The sequence below is a fragment of the Microbacterium sp. ARD31 genome (assembly GCF_031844425.1).
The window spans coordinates 753,396-768,980 of sequence record NZ_JAUZVE010000001.1 but is presented as its reverse complement, the minus strand read 5'-3'; the positions used below and the strand labels follow the sequence as shown (position 1 = coordinate 768,980).

Genomic DNA, 15,585 nt, shown 5'->3' with positions numbered 1-15,585 from the left:
TCGCACGTCACCGCGACGTCGCCCGTCGTTCACCGGGGCGGTGTGGGATGCGGTGGTGCCACGTTCAGCTCGGACTCCGTTCCCCGTCGCCGTTGCCGCCGCCCTCGTGGTCGTCGGCGCCGTCGTCCTCGGCACCCGGGTCGCGCTCGCGCGGCAGGCGGCTATCGCGCGGCGGCGGATCGGAAAGCCGCTCGGTGACGCCGCCCCGACCGCCGACCGGGTCTGGCGGGCCGGACTCGGGGGCACGCCGCTCGAGCTCCTGCTGCTCGGCGATTCGATCGCGGCGGGTCTCGGGGCGCAGCACCGCAAGGAGACCCTCGGGGGACGCCTCGCGAAAGGTCTCGCGGGGGAGCTCGACCGGCCCGTGCGGCTGCGGACGGGGGCGGTCGTGGGTGCGGAATCGGCCGACCTCGCCGGCCAGATCGACGCGCTCCCGGCGGACTACCGTGCGGATGCCGCCGTCATCATCGTCGGCGGCAACGACGTGACGCACCGGGTGCCGGTCGCCGTGGCGGCGGCCCACCTCGCGGAGGCGATCCGCCGACTACGCGCCGTCGGCACCGCCGTCGTGGTCGGCACGTGCCCCGACCTGGGCGCCCTCCGCGCCGTGCCGCAGCCGCTGCGCAGCATCGGCTCCCGTGCGTCGCAGCAGCTCGCCACGGCCCAGGCCGACCGGGCGCGCGCCGAGGGCGCCGGCGTGGTGTCGCTGCGTCGCGCGGTCGGTCCGTTCTTCCGCATCGACCCCGACGGCATGTTCAGCCTCGATCGGTTCCACCCGAGCGCGCTGGGCTACCGGCGAACGGCCGAGGCGCTCCTGCCCGTCGTGCGCGACGCGATCACGCACGGCGGCGCAGACGCAGCAACCGGTAGACGCATCCCGCCAGCAGCACCCCGACCCCGATCGGCACCGACGGCCACGGCAGGGTGACGACGAGGACGACGCACCCGACGCCGCCGACGAGCTGCAGGAATCGCGGATACCGGCGGGCCGTGCCCCGCTGGCGGAACGCAGCGAGGTTGGCGACCGCGTAGTAGAGCAGCACGCCGAACGACGAGAAGCCGATCGCGCCCCGGATGTCGCCGAGCGCGATGACGGCGACGACGATCAGGACGACCGCGACCTCGGCGTTCCGCGGCACCCGGTGATGCTCGTCCACGGCGGCGAGGATCCGGGGAAGGTCTCCCTCCCGCGCCATCGCGAAGGCGGTCCGTCCGACGCCGGCGATGAGGGCGAGCAGGGCGCCGAGGGATGCCGCGGCGGCACCGATCCGGACGACCGGAGCCGCGGCATCCCACCCTGCGGCCTCGACAGTGGACACGAGCGGCGCGGTGGACGCGGCGAGCCCGTCGGGTCCGAGGGTGTGGAGGGCGACGACACCGATGACCGCGTACACGACGAGGGCGCCGCAGAAGGCGAGCACGACCGCCCGGGGGATCGTGCGGGCGGGGTCGCGCACTTCCTCGCCGAGGGTGGCGATGCGGGCGTAGCCGGCGAACGCGAAGAACAGCAGGCCCGCCGCCTGCAGGATGCCGAGGGGGCCGGAGCCGGCGATCCCGTCACCCCAGAGGGGACCGGGCGCGCTCGGTGCCGTGAAGCCCGCCACGGCGACGACGGTCAGCACGATCAGGACGACCGTGACGAGCACGCGTGTCAGCTGAGCCGTCCGCGTGATCCCGAAGAGGTTCACGGCGCCGAGCGCGAGGGCGGCGCCGGCGGCGACGGGTCGTTCCCACCCCGCGGGCGCGATGTAGGCCGCGAAGGTCAGCGCCATCGCGGCGCAGCTGGCCGTCTTCCCGATGACGAAGCCCCAGCCGGCGAGGAAGCCCCACCACGGCCCCAGTTCCGCGCGCCCGTAGGCGTAGACGCCGCCGGAGGTCGGATGGACGGCCGCGAGCTGCGCGGTCGAGGTCGCGTTGCCGAACGCGATGACGGCGGCCAGCGCCAGTCCGACGAGCAGCCCGGGGCCGGCGACGGCCGCCGCGGGCGGGAAGGCGGCGAAAACGCCCGCGCCGATCATCGAGCCGAGACCGATGACGACGGCGTCGCCGAGACCGAGGCGGCGCGCCAGAGCAGGGGAGGACACGGCGCGAGCGTACCGGAGTGGGGCGAACACCCAAGTAGTTATAGTTGCGCTATAATTACCGTATGTTATTCCGGGTCGACCCACAGAGCACCGTTCCGCTGTTCGCGCAGATCGCGGCCGGGCTCCGCGCCGAGATCACCGGCGGCCGTCTCGGGGCAGGAGAGCGACTCCCCGCCGCACGCGAAGTCGCCGAGGCGCTGCAGGTGAACCTCCACACGGTGCTGCACGCCTATCAGGACCTCCGCGACGAAGGCCTCATCGACCTCCGCCGCGGCCGCGGCGCCGTGGTCACCCCGGCCGGGGCCGCCCTCGCGGGCCTGCGAGCCGAGATCGCGGCCCTGGTCGATAAATCCCGTGCCCTGGGCGTCTCGTCCGACACCCTGTCCGCTCTCGTCAAGGAGGCTGCTCGTGACCACTGACACCCTGACCGTCGTCCGCCGCCGGTTCACCCTCGTCGCCCTGCTGCTCCCCGCCGTGGTGATCCTCGTCGCGGTCGTCGCGCAGGTGCTGCTCCTTCCGGCGGTGCCGGCGGTCGTCGCGACCCACTGGGGGTGGACGGGGGAGCCCGACGGCTTCGCGCCCGCCTGGACCGTCCCGCTCGTCACCGCGATCCTCGGCCTCGGGCTTCCCGCGACCCTCTTCGGAGCCAGCGTGGGCGGGTTGCGCCGCGGCGACCACGGCTTCGCCTACCGCCTCCTGGGAGCCGTCGCGTTCGGACTCGCCGTGCTCATCGGTGGCCTCGGCGTCGCGACCCTCGGCATCCAGGTCGGACGGACGGATGCGGACGCCGCCCTCCCCGTGCTGCTCCTGCCGGGCGTGCTCCTCGCCGCCGCTGCCGCGGGATGGACCGGGTGGGCCGTGCAACCCCGCGTCCCGTGGCATCCGACCCCGACGATGCCGGCCGCCGAGGTGCCCGTCCGCGCGGGGGAGCGGGTCGTCTGGATGCAGGGGGTCACCCTCGCCCGCGGGGGAGCCGTGGTCCTGTGGATCGCGTTCGCGATCGGATGCCTCGCCGTCCTGCCCGTCGTCTTCTTCGGCGACCTCGTTACGGCGATCATCTCCGGTCTGGTCGTCGTCGTGCTGTTGGTCGTCGTCGCCACGACCCTGCGCTTCCACGTGCGCGTCGACCCGGACGGCCTGACCGCCGTCTCCGCGGCGGGATGGCCGCGTGTGCACGTCCCGACGCAGAACATCGTCTCGGCGGAGGTCGTCCAGGTCTCGCCGTTCGGGGAGTTCGGCGGGTGGGGCATCCGCTGGACCGGCGGCGGGCGTCAGGGCGTCGTGCTGCGCGCGGGCGAGGGGCTCCTGGTGCGCCGCCGCGACGGCCGCACCCTCACGGTCACGGTCGACGACGCCGCGATCGCGGCGGGCCTGCTGAGCGCCTACGCCGCGTTGACGCCGGCGCGCCGGGGCGATTGAGTGGCGGCATGGCGCATCCACACCCGTACGATCCGGTCCCCGCTCGCTGGAACGACGTCGACGACTACCTGACGTCGACCCTCGTCGCCCACGACGACGCGCTCGCCGCCTCGATCGCCTCGCTCGCCGAGGAGGGGCTCCCCGAGATCGAGGTCGCGCCGCTGTCGGGAAAGCTGCTGCACCTCCTCGCGCGCATGACGGGGGCGCGGCGCGTGCTCGAGATCGGGACCCTCGGCGCCTACTCGACCATCTGGCTCGCCCGCGCGCTCCCCGCGGAGGGGCGCGTCGTCTCGATCGAGGCCGAGCCCCACAACGCCGCCGTGGCCCGACGCAACCTCGAGCGCGCCGGGGTCGCGGAGCGGGTGGTGGTGCGCGAGGGGCGCGGGGCGGACGTCCTGCCGGCCCTCGAGGGCGGCGAGCCGTTCGACCTCGTCTTCATCGACGCCGACAAGGAGTCGAACACCCTCTACCTCGACTGGGCAGCGCGCCTCGGCCGCCCCGGCACGGTGGTCGTCGTCGACAACGTCGTCCGCTCCGGGCATGTGGTGGAGACGGATGCCGGGGCCCAGGTCGACGGCGTCCGCGCCGGTCTCGCGATGCTCCGCGACGACCCCCGGTTCGAGGCCACCGCGCTGCAGACCCTCGACCGCAAGGGGTGGGACGGCATCGCCATCGCGCTCGTCGTGTGACGGTGGGTCCTGTGCGGCATCCCGCGCCTCACTAGACTCGGGGGCGGACCGACGACGCTCCCGTTCCATCCTCCACAAGCAAGGAGAAACCCCCGTGGCATTGATCGAGGCAGTAGGCGCACGCGAGATCCTGGACTCGCGCGGCAACCCGACCGTCGAGGTGGAGGTCCTGCTCGACGACGGCATCGTCCAGCGCGCAGCCGTCCCCTCCGGCGCATCCACCGGCGCCTTCGAGGCGTACGAGCTCCGTGACGGTGACAAGAGCCGGTACGGCGGCAAGGGCGTCCTCAAGGCCGTGAACGCCGTCATCGACGAGCTCGGCCCCGCCATCGAGGGCCTCGAGGCCAGTGAGCAGCGCCTCATCGACGAGGTCCTGATCCAGACCGACGGCACCGAGAACAAGTCGCGCACCGGTGCGAACGCCATCCTCGGCGTCTCGCTGGCCGTCGCGAAGGCTGCCGCCGACAGCGCCGACCTGCCGCTGTACCGCTACCTCGGCGGTCCGAACGCGCGCGTCCTTCCCGTTCCGCTGTTCAACGTCATCAACGGCGGCGAGCACGCCGACAACGGCATCGACATGCAGGAGTTCTTCCTCGCCCCGATCGGCGCCGAGAGCTTCTCCGAGTCGCTGCGCTGGGGCGCCGAGGTCTACCAGGTCCTGAAGAAGGAGCTGCAGGCCGCCGGCTACGCGACGGGCCTGGGTGACGAGGGCGGGTTCGCGCCCGACCTCCCCAGCAACCGCGAGGGGCTCGACTTCCTCGTCAAGGCGATCGAGAAGGCCGGCTTCGCCCCCGGTTCCCAGATCGCCCTGGGCCTCGACGTGGCCGCGACCGAGTTCTTCAACGACGGCGTCTACCGCCTCGAGAACAAGGACTGGACCGCCGAGCAGCTCACCGACTACTACGCCGACCTGGTCGACTCGTTCCCCATCGTGACGATCGAGGACGCCCTCGCCGAGGACGACTGGGAGAACTGGACCGCCCTCACCGAGCGCCTGGGCAAGAAGGTGCAGCTCGTCGGCGACGACCTCTTCGTCACCAACCCGCAGCGCCTGGCCGACGGCATCAAGCGCGGAGCGGCGAACTCGCTCCTGGTCAAGGTGAACCAGATCGGCACGCTCAGCGAGACGCTCGACGCGATCGACGTCGCGCACCGCGCCGGCTACACCACGATGCTCTCGCACCGCTCGGGTGAGACCGAGGACACGACGATCGCCGACCTCGCCGTCGCGGTCAACTCGGGTCAGATCAAGTCGGGCGCGCCCGCTCGGAGCGAGCGTGTCGCGAAGTACAATCAGCTTCTGCGCATCGAGGAAGACCTGGGCGAGGCTGCGGAGTTCATCGGCGCCGCCGCGTTCCCGCGTTTCACCGCCTGACGCGCACCGCACAGACACCGACGAGAAGGGGGAGCCGTGGACCGACCATCGGCTCCCCCTTCCCGTGCGTCCCGGACCCCGCGCGGCGCGGATCGCACGCCCCGATCGGGTCGACGCGTCGACGTCCGCGACTGGGTCGGCGGCATCCGGATGTCGGGGTTCATGGGGATCATGCTCGGGCTCGTCGTGCTCGCGGCGTTCGTCCTCGTCCCGACCATCGGCACCTACGTCGACCAGCGGCAGCAGATCGCGGCGCTCACCCACGACGTCCAGGCCACGAAGGACGAGATCACCCAGCTGACGAGCGAGCGCGAACGCTGGCGCGACGAGGCCTACATCGTCGCCCAGGCCCGCGAGCGGCTGTATTACCGGCGGCCCGGCGAAGTTGTGTACCTCGTCGCGGACGACCTCCCCACCGACCTGATCGAGCCCGCGCAGCGTCCCGTCAGCGACGACGTCCAGGAGACGCAGCGCGACTGGATGACGCAGTTCCTGCGCTCCGTGACCGAGGCGGGACTCGCGAAGACCGTCGCCCCGGGCTGACGCCCAGCTCTCACGCGCGTCGCCCGGTACCCTTGACCGGTGCCTCATCCGACACTCTCGCCCGCGTCAGCCGCCGATCACGACACCATGCGTGAGCAGCTGGGGCGCCCCATGCGCGGCGTGATCGGCATCGCGGCGCGATGCGTCTGCGGCAACCCGACGGTGGTGGCCACCGAACCGCGGCTGCCCGACGGCACCCCGTTCCCCACGTTCTACTACCTGACCCATCCGGGGGCGACGGCCGCCATGTCGGCCCTCGAGGCGACCCAGGTGATGCGGGAGCTGAACGACGACCTCGCCGCCGACGAGGACCTCGCGGCGTCCTACGCCCGCGCCCACGACGCCTACCTCGCCGACCGCGAGGTGCACGGTGCCGTCCCCGAGATCGCCGGCGTGTCCGCGGGCGGGATGCCGACCCGCGTGAAGTGCCTGCACGCCCTCGCCGCGCACTCGCTCGCCGCCGGTCCTGGAGTGAACCCGATCGGCGACATCGCCCTCGCGCGCGGCTCGTGGTCGCCGGAGCGGTGCACCTGCGCGACGCCGAGGGTGGCCGGATGAGGGGAGTCCGCGCCCTCCTCGCCGCCGCCGTCGTCGCCGTCACGGCGGTGCTCACGGCGGCCGCGCCCGCCCCGTCGCCGACGCCCCCGCCGGTCGATCCGGTGCGGAACATGGAGTACTGGCTGAAGGAGTACGGGATCTCCGACGCCTGGAAGACGACCAAGGGCGCCGGGACGACGATCGCCGTCATCGACACGGGCATCGGCGAAGGCCCCAAGGAACTCGACGGTGCCGTCGTCGGGGGAGCCGACTTCTCCGGGGTGGGGAAGGCCGACGGCCGCACGCCCGTGGGCGACAGCGACCGGAACCACGGCAGCTGGGTCGCCTCCCTCGCCGCGGGCCGGGGGACGGCGGCCGACAAGGGCATGATCGGGGTGGCCCCGGAGGCCGACCTGCTGTCGCTCTCGATCGGCTTCGGCAGCTCGGCGAGCGTCCCGTTCGTCGACCAGGTCGCCGAGGCGATCCGGTGGGCGGTCGATCACGGCGCCGACGTCATCAACCTCTCGTTCACGACGAACACCCTCGATTGGGACCGGTCGTGGGACGACGCCTTCCTCTACGCATTCGACCACGACGTCGTGGTCGTCGTCGCCGCCGGCAACCGCGAGAGCGGCACCGAGGAGGTCGGCGCCCCTGCGACGATCCCGGGCGTCCTGACGGTGGGCGGGGTGGACCGGGAGGGACGCGCGAGTCGGACGGCCTCGACGCAGGGCATCGTCATCGGCATCTCCGCGCCGAGCGAGGAGCTGCTCGGTGTCTCCGCGAACGGCGACCTCGTCATCTGGGACGGCACGAGCGGCGCGGCCCCCATCGTCGCCGGAGTCGCCGCCCTGGTGCGGTCCGCACACCCCGACCTGGATGCCGCGAACGTGATCAAGCGGATCATCGCCACCGCGACGCCGAGCGAGCGCGCGAAGAAGGTCCCCGACCCGCTCTACGGGTACGGCCTCATCAACGCCGCCAAGGCGGTCTCCGCTCCGGTGGCGAAGGTCTCGGCGAACCCGATGGGCGACCTCCGCGAGTGGATCCGGCTCTACCGTCGAGCCGAATCGACCCCGCAGACGAGCCCGACCCCGACCCCCTACACGGTGGCACCGCTGCCCGAGGCTGAGCCGCCGAGTTCGGCCGCATCGCCGCTCCTGCCCAGCAGCGATTCGCTGCGCTACGGGACGGTGCCGCTGATCGTGGTCAGCCTGGGGACTATACTGATCGTGCTCGGGGTCACCGCTGCTGCCCGGCGCATCCGATCGGCGCGCACCCCGCGACCGCCGAGCCGTTGAATCAAGGAGTTCTTCCGACTGTGACTACCACTGTGCCCAAGATCCTGGTCGTCGGAGGCGGCTACGCCGGTTTCTACACCGCGTGGAAGCTCGAGAAGCACCTCCGCAAGGGTGAGGCCGAGGTCACGATCGTCGACCCGCTTCCGTACATGACGTACCAGCCGTTCCTCCCCGAGGTCGCGGCGGGCGGCATCGAGGCCCGCCACGTCGTGGTCGGTCTGCGTCGCCACCTGAAGCGCACGCGCATCGTCATCGCCAAGGTCACCGGCATCGACCACGCCAGCAAGACGGCGACGATCACGCCCGAGGTCGGCGAGCCGTGGCAGGAGCAGTACGACCAGATCGTCGTGACCGCGGGTGCCGTCTCGCGCACCTTCCCGATCCCCGGCATCGCCGAGAACGCGATCGGCCTGAAGACGATCGAAGAGGCCGTGGCGATCCGCGACCGCATCCTCACGAACTTCGACCGGGCCGCGAACCTGCCTCCCGGGCCGGAGCGCGACCGTCTGCTGACCGTCGTCGTCGTCGGCGGTGGCTTCGCCGGCATCGAGGTGTTCGCCGAGACGCGCGCCTTCGCGAGTGCGCTGCTGAAGGACTACCCGACGATCTCGTTCGACGAGACGCACTTCCACCTCATCGAGGCGATGGGGCGCATCATGCCCGAGGTGTCGCTCAAGACGAGCGAGTGGGTCCTCAAGGACCTCGCCAAGCGCGGCGCCAACGTCCACCTCGACACCCAGGTGAAGGGTGCCGTCGACGGCAACGTCGAGCTCTCGACCGGTCAGGTCATCCCGACCGATCTGATCATCTGGACCGCCGGTGTCATGGCCAACCCCACCGTCGTCCGCGGCAGCGACCTGCCCGTCGAGGAGCGCGGGCGTCTCCGCACCCGCGCGGACCTGCGAGTGGGCACCCCCGAGGAGTTCGTGGAGGGTGCGTGGGCAGCCGGTGACGTGTCCGCCGTGCCGGATCTCTCCGGTGGCGGCGTCGGCGGCTTCTGCGTCCCCAACGCCCAGCACGCGGTCCGTCAGGGCAAGCTGCTCGCGAAGAACATCGTGGCCGTCCTGCGCGGCGAGGAGCCGAAGGAGTACTTCCACAAGAACCTCGGCGCCGTCGCGGGCCTGGGTCTCTACAACGGTGTCTTCCAGTCCGGCAAGATCGCCATCAAGGGCTTCTTCGCCTGGATCGCGCACCGCGGTTACCACGGGCTCGCCATGCCGACCTTCGAGCGCAAGTTCCGCGTCGTCGGCGACTGGTGGCAGAACTTCTGGCTCGGCCGCGACAACGTCTCGATGGAGACGCTGCAGAACCCCCGGTACGTCTTCGAGGAGTTCGCCGCGCGTCCGCGTCCGGCCGCCCCCGAGACCCCCGCGATCGACCCCAAGACGGTCGCCGCGGAGAAGACCGGCAAGGTCGCCGCGAGCTGACCACGCGTCCGTGAGACCCCCGTTCCGGCTTCCGCCGGGGCGGGGGTCTTCTGGTGTTCCGGGATACCCTGACGGAGGCCCCCGTAGCCCAATGGCAGAGGCAGGCGACTTAAAATCGCTTCAGTCTGGGTTCGAGTCCCAGCGGGGGCACGGCCATCCGGTCAGCGCGGCAGGATGCTGGGCGGATCGGCATCCCCCCATCGTTCGATGGTCTGTGCGGTCCAGTACACGGCGAACGCGCCCAGGGCGACCGCTTCGCCGATCAGCACGCCCACCGTGTCCGGGTTCGTGATCGCCGCGCCGACCGTCGTGACGAGGGCCGCCGCGATGACGACGGACACCGCGAGGTAGACGCGGCGATACCCCGCCGCAGGGGGATCCTCGCCGAAGGACGTCACCCAGGGTATCGCCGCGAACATCGCGAAGAAGCAGACCGTCGCGACCAGGTGAAGGTTGATCCCACCGGGAAACGGGAACACAGCCGCAGGGCCCGGGGCGAATGCGAGGGTCGCGAGAGCGATGACGACCGCGGACGCGGTGCCCCCGACGATCGCCACCCGTCGCCAGGCCAGGTCCCCGCGTGCCGCCAGGACGATGCCCAGGGCGACGAGGATCGTCACCATCGTCAGGTACACGCCGACCCCGTTTCGGACGGCGGGCAGGACCTCCGACGGGACGGACGGCTCACCGCGGTAGCCGGTGGGGACGATGGCGATCAGCGGGGCGAACACGGCGGCGATGTCGAGGAGCATGGACTCCGTGTCGCGGCCAGAGAGGACCAGCAGGGCGACGCCGGCAGCGGTCAGCGCGCCGACGAAGACGCCGCCCGCGGGGGAGTAGTAGTAGTCGCTGATGGACGGGAGGGGCTGCCCGCCGCTGCGTATCAGCTCGATGAGGACGGATGCCGCCAGGGCCACGACGATGCCGACGAGGGCGAGTCGGAGGTACCGATGCGTGCGCAGACCCGTCACCCCACCGACACTACAAGTCGCACCCCGTGTGCAACGCCTGGGAAGTGCGGCCTGGCGCCCGCATCCACCGGGTCGGCCTCGTTAGGATGATCAGGCTATCGATCGGAGACTCATGGAAATCCTCATCCCGGTCCTCGTCGTCGTCGCCCTCCTCGTCATCGTCGGCGTCTACCTCTGGGCCACCTACAACTCGCTCGTCGCCCTGAACGTGCGGGTCGATGAGGCGTGGAGCGACATCACGGTGCAGCTCAAGCGCCGCGCGGACCTCCTGCCCAACCTGATCGAGACCGTCAAGGGCTACGCGGCGCACGAGAAGGCGGTCTTCGAGAACGTCACTCAGGCGCGTGCCGAGACTCTGACCGCGACCACCCCCGCCGATGCGGGCGTCGCCGAAGGCCACATGCAGCAGGCGCTGAAGTCGCTGTTCGCGGTCGCCGAGGCCTACCCGCAGCTCCAGGCGAGCCAGAACTTCCTGCAGCTGCAGCAGGCCGTGGTCGACACCGAGGACAAGATCCAGGCGTCGCGCCGGTTCTACAACGGCGGCGTCCGCGAGCTCAACACCAAGATCAAGGTCTTCCCGAACAACCTCTTCGCGCGTCGGCTCGGATTCGGCGAGCGGGAGTTCTTCGAGGTGGTCGACGGTGCGGCGATCGCCGAGCCGCCGCGGATCCAGTTCTGACCCGCCGCGCCCGCGGAGGCGCACGTCCTAGGATGGCCCAGTGAGCGGCACCGACGACAAGCACCGGAACGGGTTCCTCGACGCGCTGCGCTCACGCACGGTCTCCACCGAGGTGTCGGGGACGGTGCCGCGCGGACTGAAGGTCGCCACCGCCTACGCGTGGCGATTCCTCGTGCTCGCCGCGGCGATCGCGGTGCTCGTATGGATCGTCATCCAGCTGCGGCTGCTGATCATCCCCCTCCTCGCGGCCATCCTCCTCACGGCTCTCGTGTGGCCGCTGTTCTCGCTCCTGCTGCGACGACTGCCGCGATGGCTCGCCCTGATCCTCACCCTGCTGGTGACGATCGCCGTCGTGGTCGGGCTCCTCTGGGTCGCCATCTGGCAAATCACGCGGGATGCCGCATCCGTCCGCGACCGCACCGTCCAGGGCATCGCGCAGTTCCGCGACTACCTCATCGAGGGGCCGCTGCACCTGACCGGCGGGCAGATCGACGACGCCGTGCGGCAGGCCTTCGGCATCCTTCAGGAGCAGGCCCAGCTGCTGTGGTCGGGGGCCCTCGCCATCGGCTCTACCCTCGGCCACGTCGCCACCGGCATCCTGCTGACGCTCTTCATCCTCATCTGCATCCTCGCGGACGGCGGCGGGATCTGGCGGTGGACGGTACGGCTGTTCCCGACGCGCGCCCGCGCCGCGGTCGACGGGGCCGGCCGCGCGGGATGGCGCACGGTCATCAACTACGCGCGGACCCAGCTCCTGGTCGCGACGATCGACGCCATCGGCATCGGGCTCGGTGCGGCTCTGCTCGGCGTGCCGCTCGCGGCCCCCATCGGCGTACTCGTCTTCCTGGGCGCCTTCGTGCCGTTCGTCGGCGCCGTCCTTACGGGTGCCCTGGCCGTGTTCCTCGCCCTGGTCTACAACGGACCCTGGATCGCCCTGTGGATGCTCGTCATCGTCCTCGGCGTGCAGCAGCTGGAAGGCCACGTCCTGCAGCCGCTACTCATGGGCTCGGCGGTCAAGGTGCACCCGCTCGCGGTCGTGCTTGCCGTCGCCGGCGGGGCGATGGTCGCGGGGATCGCCGGCGCGGTGTTCGCGGTGCCGCTGGCCGCCTTCGTCAACGTCGTCTGGCTCTACCTCTCGCGGCGCGGGTGGGAGCAACCGGTGGACCCCGGTCCCGACGACCTCATCTGGAGTACCGTGCCGCGACGCAGGAGGATGACCGCGTGACCGATCAGGCGAAGATCGCCGCCCCGACCCTGGCCGAGTTCGAGACCGCCGCGACCGAACTCGCGGGCGTCGTCTCGCGGACGCCCGTCGAGGACTCGGAGTTCCTCTCGGGCGTGCTGGGCGCGCCCGTGCACCTCAAGCTCGAGAACCTGCAGCGCACCGGGTCGTTCAAGATCCGCGGGGCGACCTACCGGCTGTCGCGCCTGACGGCGGAGGAGCGCTCGCGCGGCGTCGTCGCGGCCTCAGCGGGCAACCACGCACAGGGTGTCGCACTCGGTGCGCAGACCCTCGGCATCCCGGCCACGATCTTCATGCCGCTTGGTGTTCCCGTCCCCAAGCTCCTCGCCACGCGGGGCTACGGCGCCGACGTCATCCTCGAGGGCGCGACGGTCGAGACCCCGCTCCGCCTCGCGCAGGAGTTCGCCGAGCGGACCGGTGCGGTCTTCATCCCGCCCTACGACAACCACGACATCATCATCGGCCAGGGCACCCTCGGGCTCGAGCTCATGGACGAGATCCCGGGCCTGGAGACCATCGTCGTCGGCATCGGCGGCGGGGGACTGGCGGCGGGAGTCGCCGCGGCCGCGAAGGCCCGCGCCGCGGCGGAGGGTCGTGCGATCCGCATCATCGGTGTGCAGGCCGAGAACTCCGCGGGCTACCCCGGCTCGCTCCTCGCGGGGCGCCCGATCGACGCCGAGCACACCTCGCCGACCATCGCCGACGGCATCGCCGTCAAGCGGCCCGGCGCGATCCCGTTCGACATCATCCGCGACCTCATCGACGAGGTCGTCACCGTCAGCGACGACGACATCGCGCGGGCGATCCTCGTGCTCATCGAACGCGCGAAGCAGGTCGTCGAGCCCGCCGGCGCCGTGGGTGTCGCCGCGATCCTCACCGGCAAGGTGACCGCGTCGGGTCCCACGGCGGCGATCCTCTCGGGCGGCAACATCGACCCGCTGCTGCTGCAGCGCGTCGTCGCGCACGGGCTCGCGGCATCCGGACGCTACATGACGCTGCAGATCCCGCTGCCCGACCGTCCCGGTCAGCTGGCGCGGGTGTCGGAGCTGCTGTCGGTGGTCGGGGCGAACGTCATCGAGGTCCTGCACACCCGCCACGGACAGGGACTGCAGATCAGCGAGGTCATCCTGCAGCTGAGCGTCGAGACGCGCGGCGAGGAGCACCGCGCGCAGGTACTCGCGATCCTGCAGGACGCCGGCTACGCCCCGACGGTCGTCCCGAACTGAGCGTGCCGGCGCACCCGGGTCATCGACCCGCCCGCGTCACTGACCCGAGTAGGTCTCGACCTTGACGACCTCGACCGTGATCTCGCGCCCGTTGGGAGCGGTGTAGCTCGTCTTCTCGCCTTCGCGCAGGCCCATGATGGCCTCGCCCAGGGGGGAGGCCTCGCTGTAGACGTCGAGCTCGCTGTTCGCGCCGATCTCGCGGTTGCCGAGCAGGAACACCTCTTCGCCGCCGGCGACGATCGCGGTGACGACGGTGCCCGACTGCACGGTGCCATCGGATTCGGGGGCGACGCCGACCTTGGCATCCTTCAGCAGCTGCTGGAGGGTCCGGATGCGGGCCTCCTGCTTGCCCTGCTCGTCCTTGGCCGCGTGGTAGCCGCCGTTCTCCTTGAGGTCGCCCTCTTCGCGGGCGGCCTCGATGCGCTTGGCGATCTCCTCGCGGCCCGTCGTCGAGAGCTCCTCGAGCTCGGCGGCGAGGCGGTCGTAGGCCTCCTGGGTCAGGAACGTCTCGGACACGTGATCTCCCGGTGCGGTCGATGGGTAAGCCAAACGCCCCGGCAAGTCACCGGGGCGCGAGAACCTTCAGCTTAGATGATCCAGCAGGAGCGGACAAAACCCGTGGTGGGGCGCGCGGTGGTCGGGATCCGCTCCGTGATGATACGGGAGTGATCCTCGGATGCCGGGACCTCCACGACTGAGAAGCCGACGATCCCGTGCTCGGCGTCCTGCGCCTCCAGCGAGCAGGCGACCGCCGTGCCGGGATTCACGGTCACCTGTACACGGACCTCGACGGTGCGGTCGTCGACGAGGGTGAAGCCCGTCGTGTCGGCGTCGACGGAGTTGACGGCGTTCGAGACGGTCGTCCACCCCAGCAGCCCCGTCGCGGCGACAGCGATGACCCCGATGACCACCCAGGTCCACCGACGCGACGCCGCGGAACGCGTGCGGCCGTACCGATCCGCCAGCTTTCGGTCGACGTCGGTCAGGGTCATGCGGCATCCGTTCTAGGCTGGGATTCCAGGCTATTCGCTCTGGCTGAGGAATGAGGTCACATGCCGGATCTGCGATGGCTCGCCGTCTCGCCGAGTCCCACCCCGACGACGCCCCCGCCGGAGGCGGTGACCCCCGGTGTCGCCGGGTTCATCGCGATCGCGATCGTGGCCGTGGTCATCGTGCTCCTCACGATCGACATGCTCCGCCGCATCCGTCGTGCGCAGTACCGCTCCGACGTCAACGAGATGCTCGACGCGGAGGAAGCGGCCGCACGCGGCGAGGGCCCCGGGGACGACCCCGGCGCCGCGCCGGGCGACGTCAGCCCGGAAGACCCAGCGAAGGGCTGAGGGGCTCCAGCGAGATCAACAGGCACGCGCTCCAGTGGCACAGGAACGCGAGCACCGTGCAGACGTGGAAGATCTCGTGGAACCCGAAGTGCCCCGGCCACGGGTTCGGGCGCTTCATCGCGTACACGACAGCGCCGCCGGTGTAGAGCAAGCCACCGACGATCACGAGCACCATCATCGCCACGCTCGCCCGCAGCAGGTCGCCGAGGTACATGACGGCGGCCCAGCCGAGCAGCAGGTAGAGGGCGACGTAGAGCCAGCGGGGCGCGTGGATCCAGAACACCCGGAAGAGGATGCCGAGAAGGGCACCCGACCACACCAGGACGAGCAGCAGCGTGCCCTGCCCGGGGGCGAGGGCGAGCGTCGCGATCGGCGTGTATGTGCCCGCGATCAGCAGCAGGATGTTCGCGTGGTCGATGCGCTTGAGGACGACCTTGGTCCGCGGCCCCCAGTCGAACCGGTGGTACAGCGCCGAATTGCCGAACAGCAGAAGCGACGTGACCATGAACACGGCCGCCGCCCACTTCGCCGGAGCCCCCTGTGCGAGCGCGATCAGGACCACGCCCGCGGCGATCGCGACGGGGAAGGTTCCGGCGTGGATCCAGCCGCGCCAGGTTGGTCGGACCTCCACCCGGGCATCGACCGCACCCGCTTCGAGGAGGGGGAGCTGAGGCATCTCGGCGCCGCCGTCGGCATCGTGTCGGGTCACGCGACGAGCCTACGCTCGCCGCCATGCGCGAGGCTGAATACG

General features: G+C 71.2%; 18 protein-coding genes and 1 tRNA gene. 14 read left to right on the top strand and 5 right to left on the bottom strand.

All coding sequences use genetic code 11. The features are described 5' to 3' along the window. The first annotated feature begins 55 nt into the window (after window positions 1-55). A complete protein-coding gene (locus Q9S36_RS03940) occupies window positions 56-928 on the top strand; it encodes an SGNH/GDSL hydrolase family protein (RefSeq protein WP_311284007.1) in 873 nt (290 codons plus the stop codon). Here the strand turns inward: Q9S36_RS03940 and Q9S36_RS03935 are convergent. Then, a complete protein-coding gene (locus Q9S36_RS03935) occupies window positions 837-2,084 on the bottom strand; it encodes an APC family permease (RefSeq protein ID WP_311284006.1) in 1,248 nt (415 codons plus the stop codon). The genes Q9S36_RS03940 and Q9S36_RS03935 overlap by 92 nt on opposite strands. Before the next feature lie 62 nt (window positions 2,085-2,146). On the opposite strand from Q9S36_RS03935, the gene Q9S36_RS03930 reads away from it, so the two are divergent. The 9 genes from Q9S36_RS03930 to Q9S36_RS03890 all read left to right on the top strand — a co-directional run bounded on the left by Q9S36_RS03930 (window position 2,147) and on the right by Q9S36_RS03890 (window position 9,525). Continuing rightward, window positions 2,147-2,503, top strand: a complete 357-nt coding sequence (locus Q9S36_RS03930) for a GntR family transcriptional regulator (RefSeq protein WP_311284005.1) — start codon at window positions 2,147-2,149, stop codon at window positions 2,501-2,503. Further along, a complete protein-coding gene (locus Q9S36_RS03925) occupies window positions 2,493-3,503 on the top strand; it encodes a DUF1648 domain-containing protein (protein ID WP_311284004.1) in 1,011 nt (336 codons plus the stop codon). Before Q9S36_RS03930 ends, Q9S36_RS03925 begins: the two co-directional genes overlap by 11 nt. Window positions 3,504-3,511: 8 nt before the next feature. Then, window positions 3,512-4,192: an O-methyltransferase gene (locus tag Q9S36_RS03920; RefSeq protein WP_311284002.1), complete on the top strand. Its 681-nt coding sequence runs from the start codon at window positions 3,512-3,514 to the stop codon at window positions 4,190-4,192. 94 nt (window positions 4,193-4,286) lie between these two features. Then, window positions 4,287-5,567 (top strand): phosphopyruvate hydratase, encoded by a 1,281-nt coding sequence (eno, locus tag Q9S36_RS03915; protein WP_311284001.1) that lies wholly within the window; start codon window positions 4,287-4,289, stop codon window positions 5,565-5,567. Between the two features lie 36 nt (window positions 5,568-5,603). Further along, window positions 5,604-6,110 (top strand): septum formation initiator family protein, encoded by a 507-nt coding sequence (locus Q9S36_RS03910; RefSeq protein WP_311284000.1) that lies wholly within the window; start codon window positions 5,604-5,606, stop codon window positions 6,108-6,110. A gap of 87 nt (window positions 6,111-6,197) precedes the next feature. Then, entirely contained in the window at window positions 6,198-6,668 is a 471-nt protein-coding gene (locus Q9S36_RS03905; protein ID WP_311284447.1) for a DUF501 domain-containing protein, read from the top strand. Then, the gene (locus Q9S36_RS03900) at window positions 6,665-7,948 is read left to right on the top strand and encodes a S8 family serine peptidase (RefSeq protein ID WP_311283999.1); all 1,284 of its coding nucleotides are present in this window, start codon (window positions 6,665-6,667) and stop codon (window positions 7,946-7,948) included. Before Q9S36_RS03905 ends, Q9S36_RS03900 begins: the two co-directional genes overlap by 4 nt. A gap of 32 nt (window positions 7,949-7,980) precedes the next feature. Beyond that, the gene (locus Q9S36_RS03895; protein ID WP_311284445.1) at window positions 7,981-9,375 is read left to right on the top strand and encodes an FAD-dependent oxidoreductase; all 1,395 of its coding nucleotides are present in this window, start codon (window positions 7,981-7,983) and stop codon (window positions 9,373-9,375) included. 77 nt (window positions 9,376-9,452) lie between these two features. After that, a tRNA-Leu gene (locus Q9S36_RS03890) sits at window positions 9,453-9,525 on the top strand. Window positions 9,526-9,536: 11 nt separating this feature from the next. On the opposite strand, the gene Q9S36_RS03885 is transcribed toward Q9S36_RS03890, so the two are convergent. Continuing rightward, entirely contained in the window at window positions 9,537-10,346 is an 810-nt protein-coding gene (locus Q9S36_RS03885; protein ID WP_311283998.1) for a hypothetical protein, read from the bottom strand. Between the two features lie 112 nt (window positions 10,347-10,458). On the opposite strand from Q9S36_RS03885, the gene Q9S36_RS03880 reads away from it, so the two are divergent. Genes Q9S36_RS03880 through ilvA form a run of 3 tightly spaced genes read left to right on the top strand, consistent with a single transcriptional unit; the run spans window position 10,459 to window position 13,494 of the window. Beyond that, a complete protein-coding gene (locus tag Q9S36_RS03880) occupies window positions 10,459-11,025 on the top strand; it encodes a LemA family protein (RefSeq protein WP_064001751.1) in 567 nt (188 codons plus the stop codon). A 40-nt stretch (window positions 11,026-11,065) separates the two neighbouring features. Continuing rightward, window positions 11,066-12,250: an AI-2E family transporter gene (locus Q9S36_RS03875; RefSeq protein WP_311283997.1), complete on the top strand. Its 1,185-nt coding sequence runs from the start codon at window positions 11,066-11,068 to the stop codon at window positions 12,248-12,250. Continuing rightward, a complete protein-coding gene (gene ilvA / locus Q9S36_RS03870; RefSeq protein WP_253034006.1) occupies window positions 12,247-13,494 on the top strand; it encodes a threonine ammonia-lyase in 1,248 nt (415 codons plus the stop codon). Before Q9S36_RS03875 ends, ilvA begins: the two co-directional genes overlap by 4 nt. 36 nt (window positions 13,495-13,530) lie before the next feature. Here the strand turns inward: ilvA and greA are convergent, their stop codons facing one another. Together greA and Q9S36_RS03860 are read right to left on the bottom strand one after the other, a co-directional pair. After that, window positions 13,531-14,010, bottom strand: a complete 480-nt coding sequence (gene greA / locus Q9S36_RS03865; protein ID WP_064001754.1) for a transcription elongation factor GreA — start codon at window positions 14,008-14,010, stop codon at window positions 13,531-13,533. A gap of 71 nt (window positions 14,011-14,081) precedes the next feature. Continuing rightward, on the bottom strand, window positions 14,082-14,486 hold the full coding sequence (locus Q9S36_RS03860; protein WP_253034005.1) for a DUF4307 domain-containing protein: 405 nt from the start codon (window positions 14,484-14,486) through the stop codon (window positions 14,082-14,084). Window positions 14,487-14,546: 60 nt separating this feature from the next. Here Q9S36_RS03860 and Q9S36_RS03855 point away from each other — a divergent pair, with 60 nt between their 5' ends. Then, window positions 14,547-14,834, top strand: a complete 288-nt coding sequence (locus tag Q9S36_RS03855; protein ID WP_311283996.1) for a hypothetical protein — start codon at window positions 14,547-14,549, stop codon at window positions 14,832-14,834. Here Q9S36_RS03855 and Q9S36_RS03850 read toward each other — a convergent pair. After that, window positions 14,806-15,510 (bottom strand): hemolysin III family protein, encoded by a 705-nt coding sequence (locus Q9S36_RS03850; protein WP_253034047.1) that lies wholly within the window; start codon window positions 15,508-15,510, stop codon window positions 14,806-14,808. The two genes, Q9S36_RS03855 and Q9S36_RS03850, sit on opposite strands and share 29 nt — an antisense overlap. Window positions 15,511-15,585: the final 75 nt, after the last annotated feature.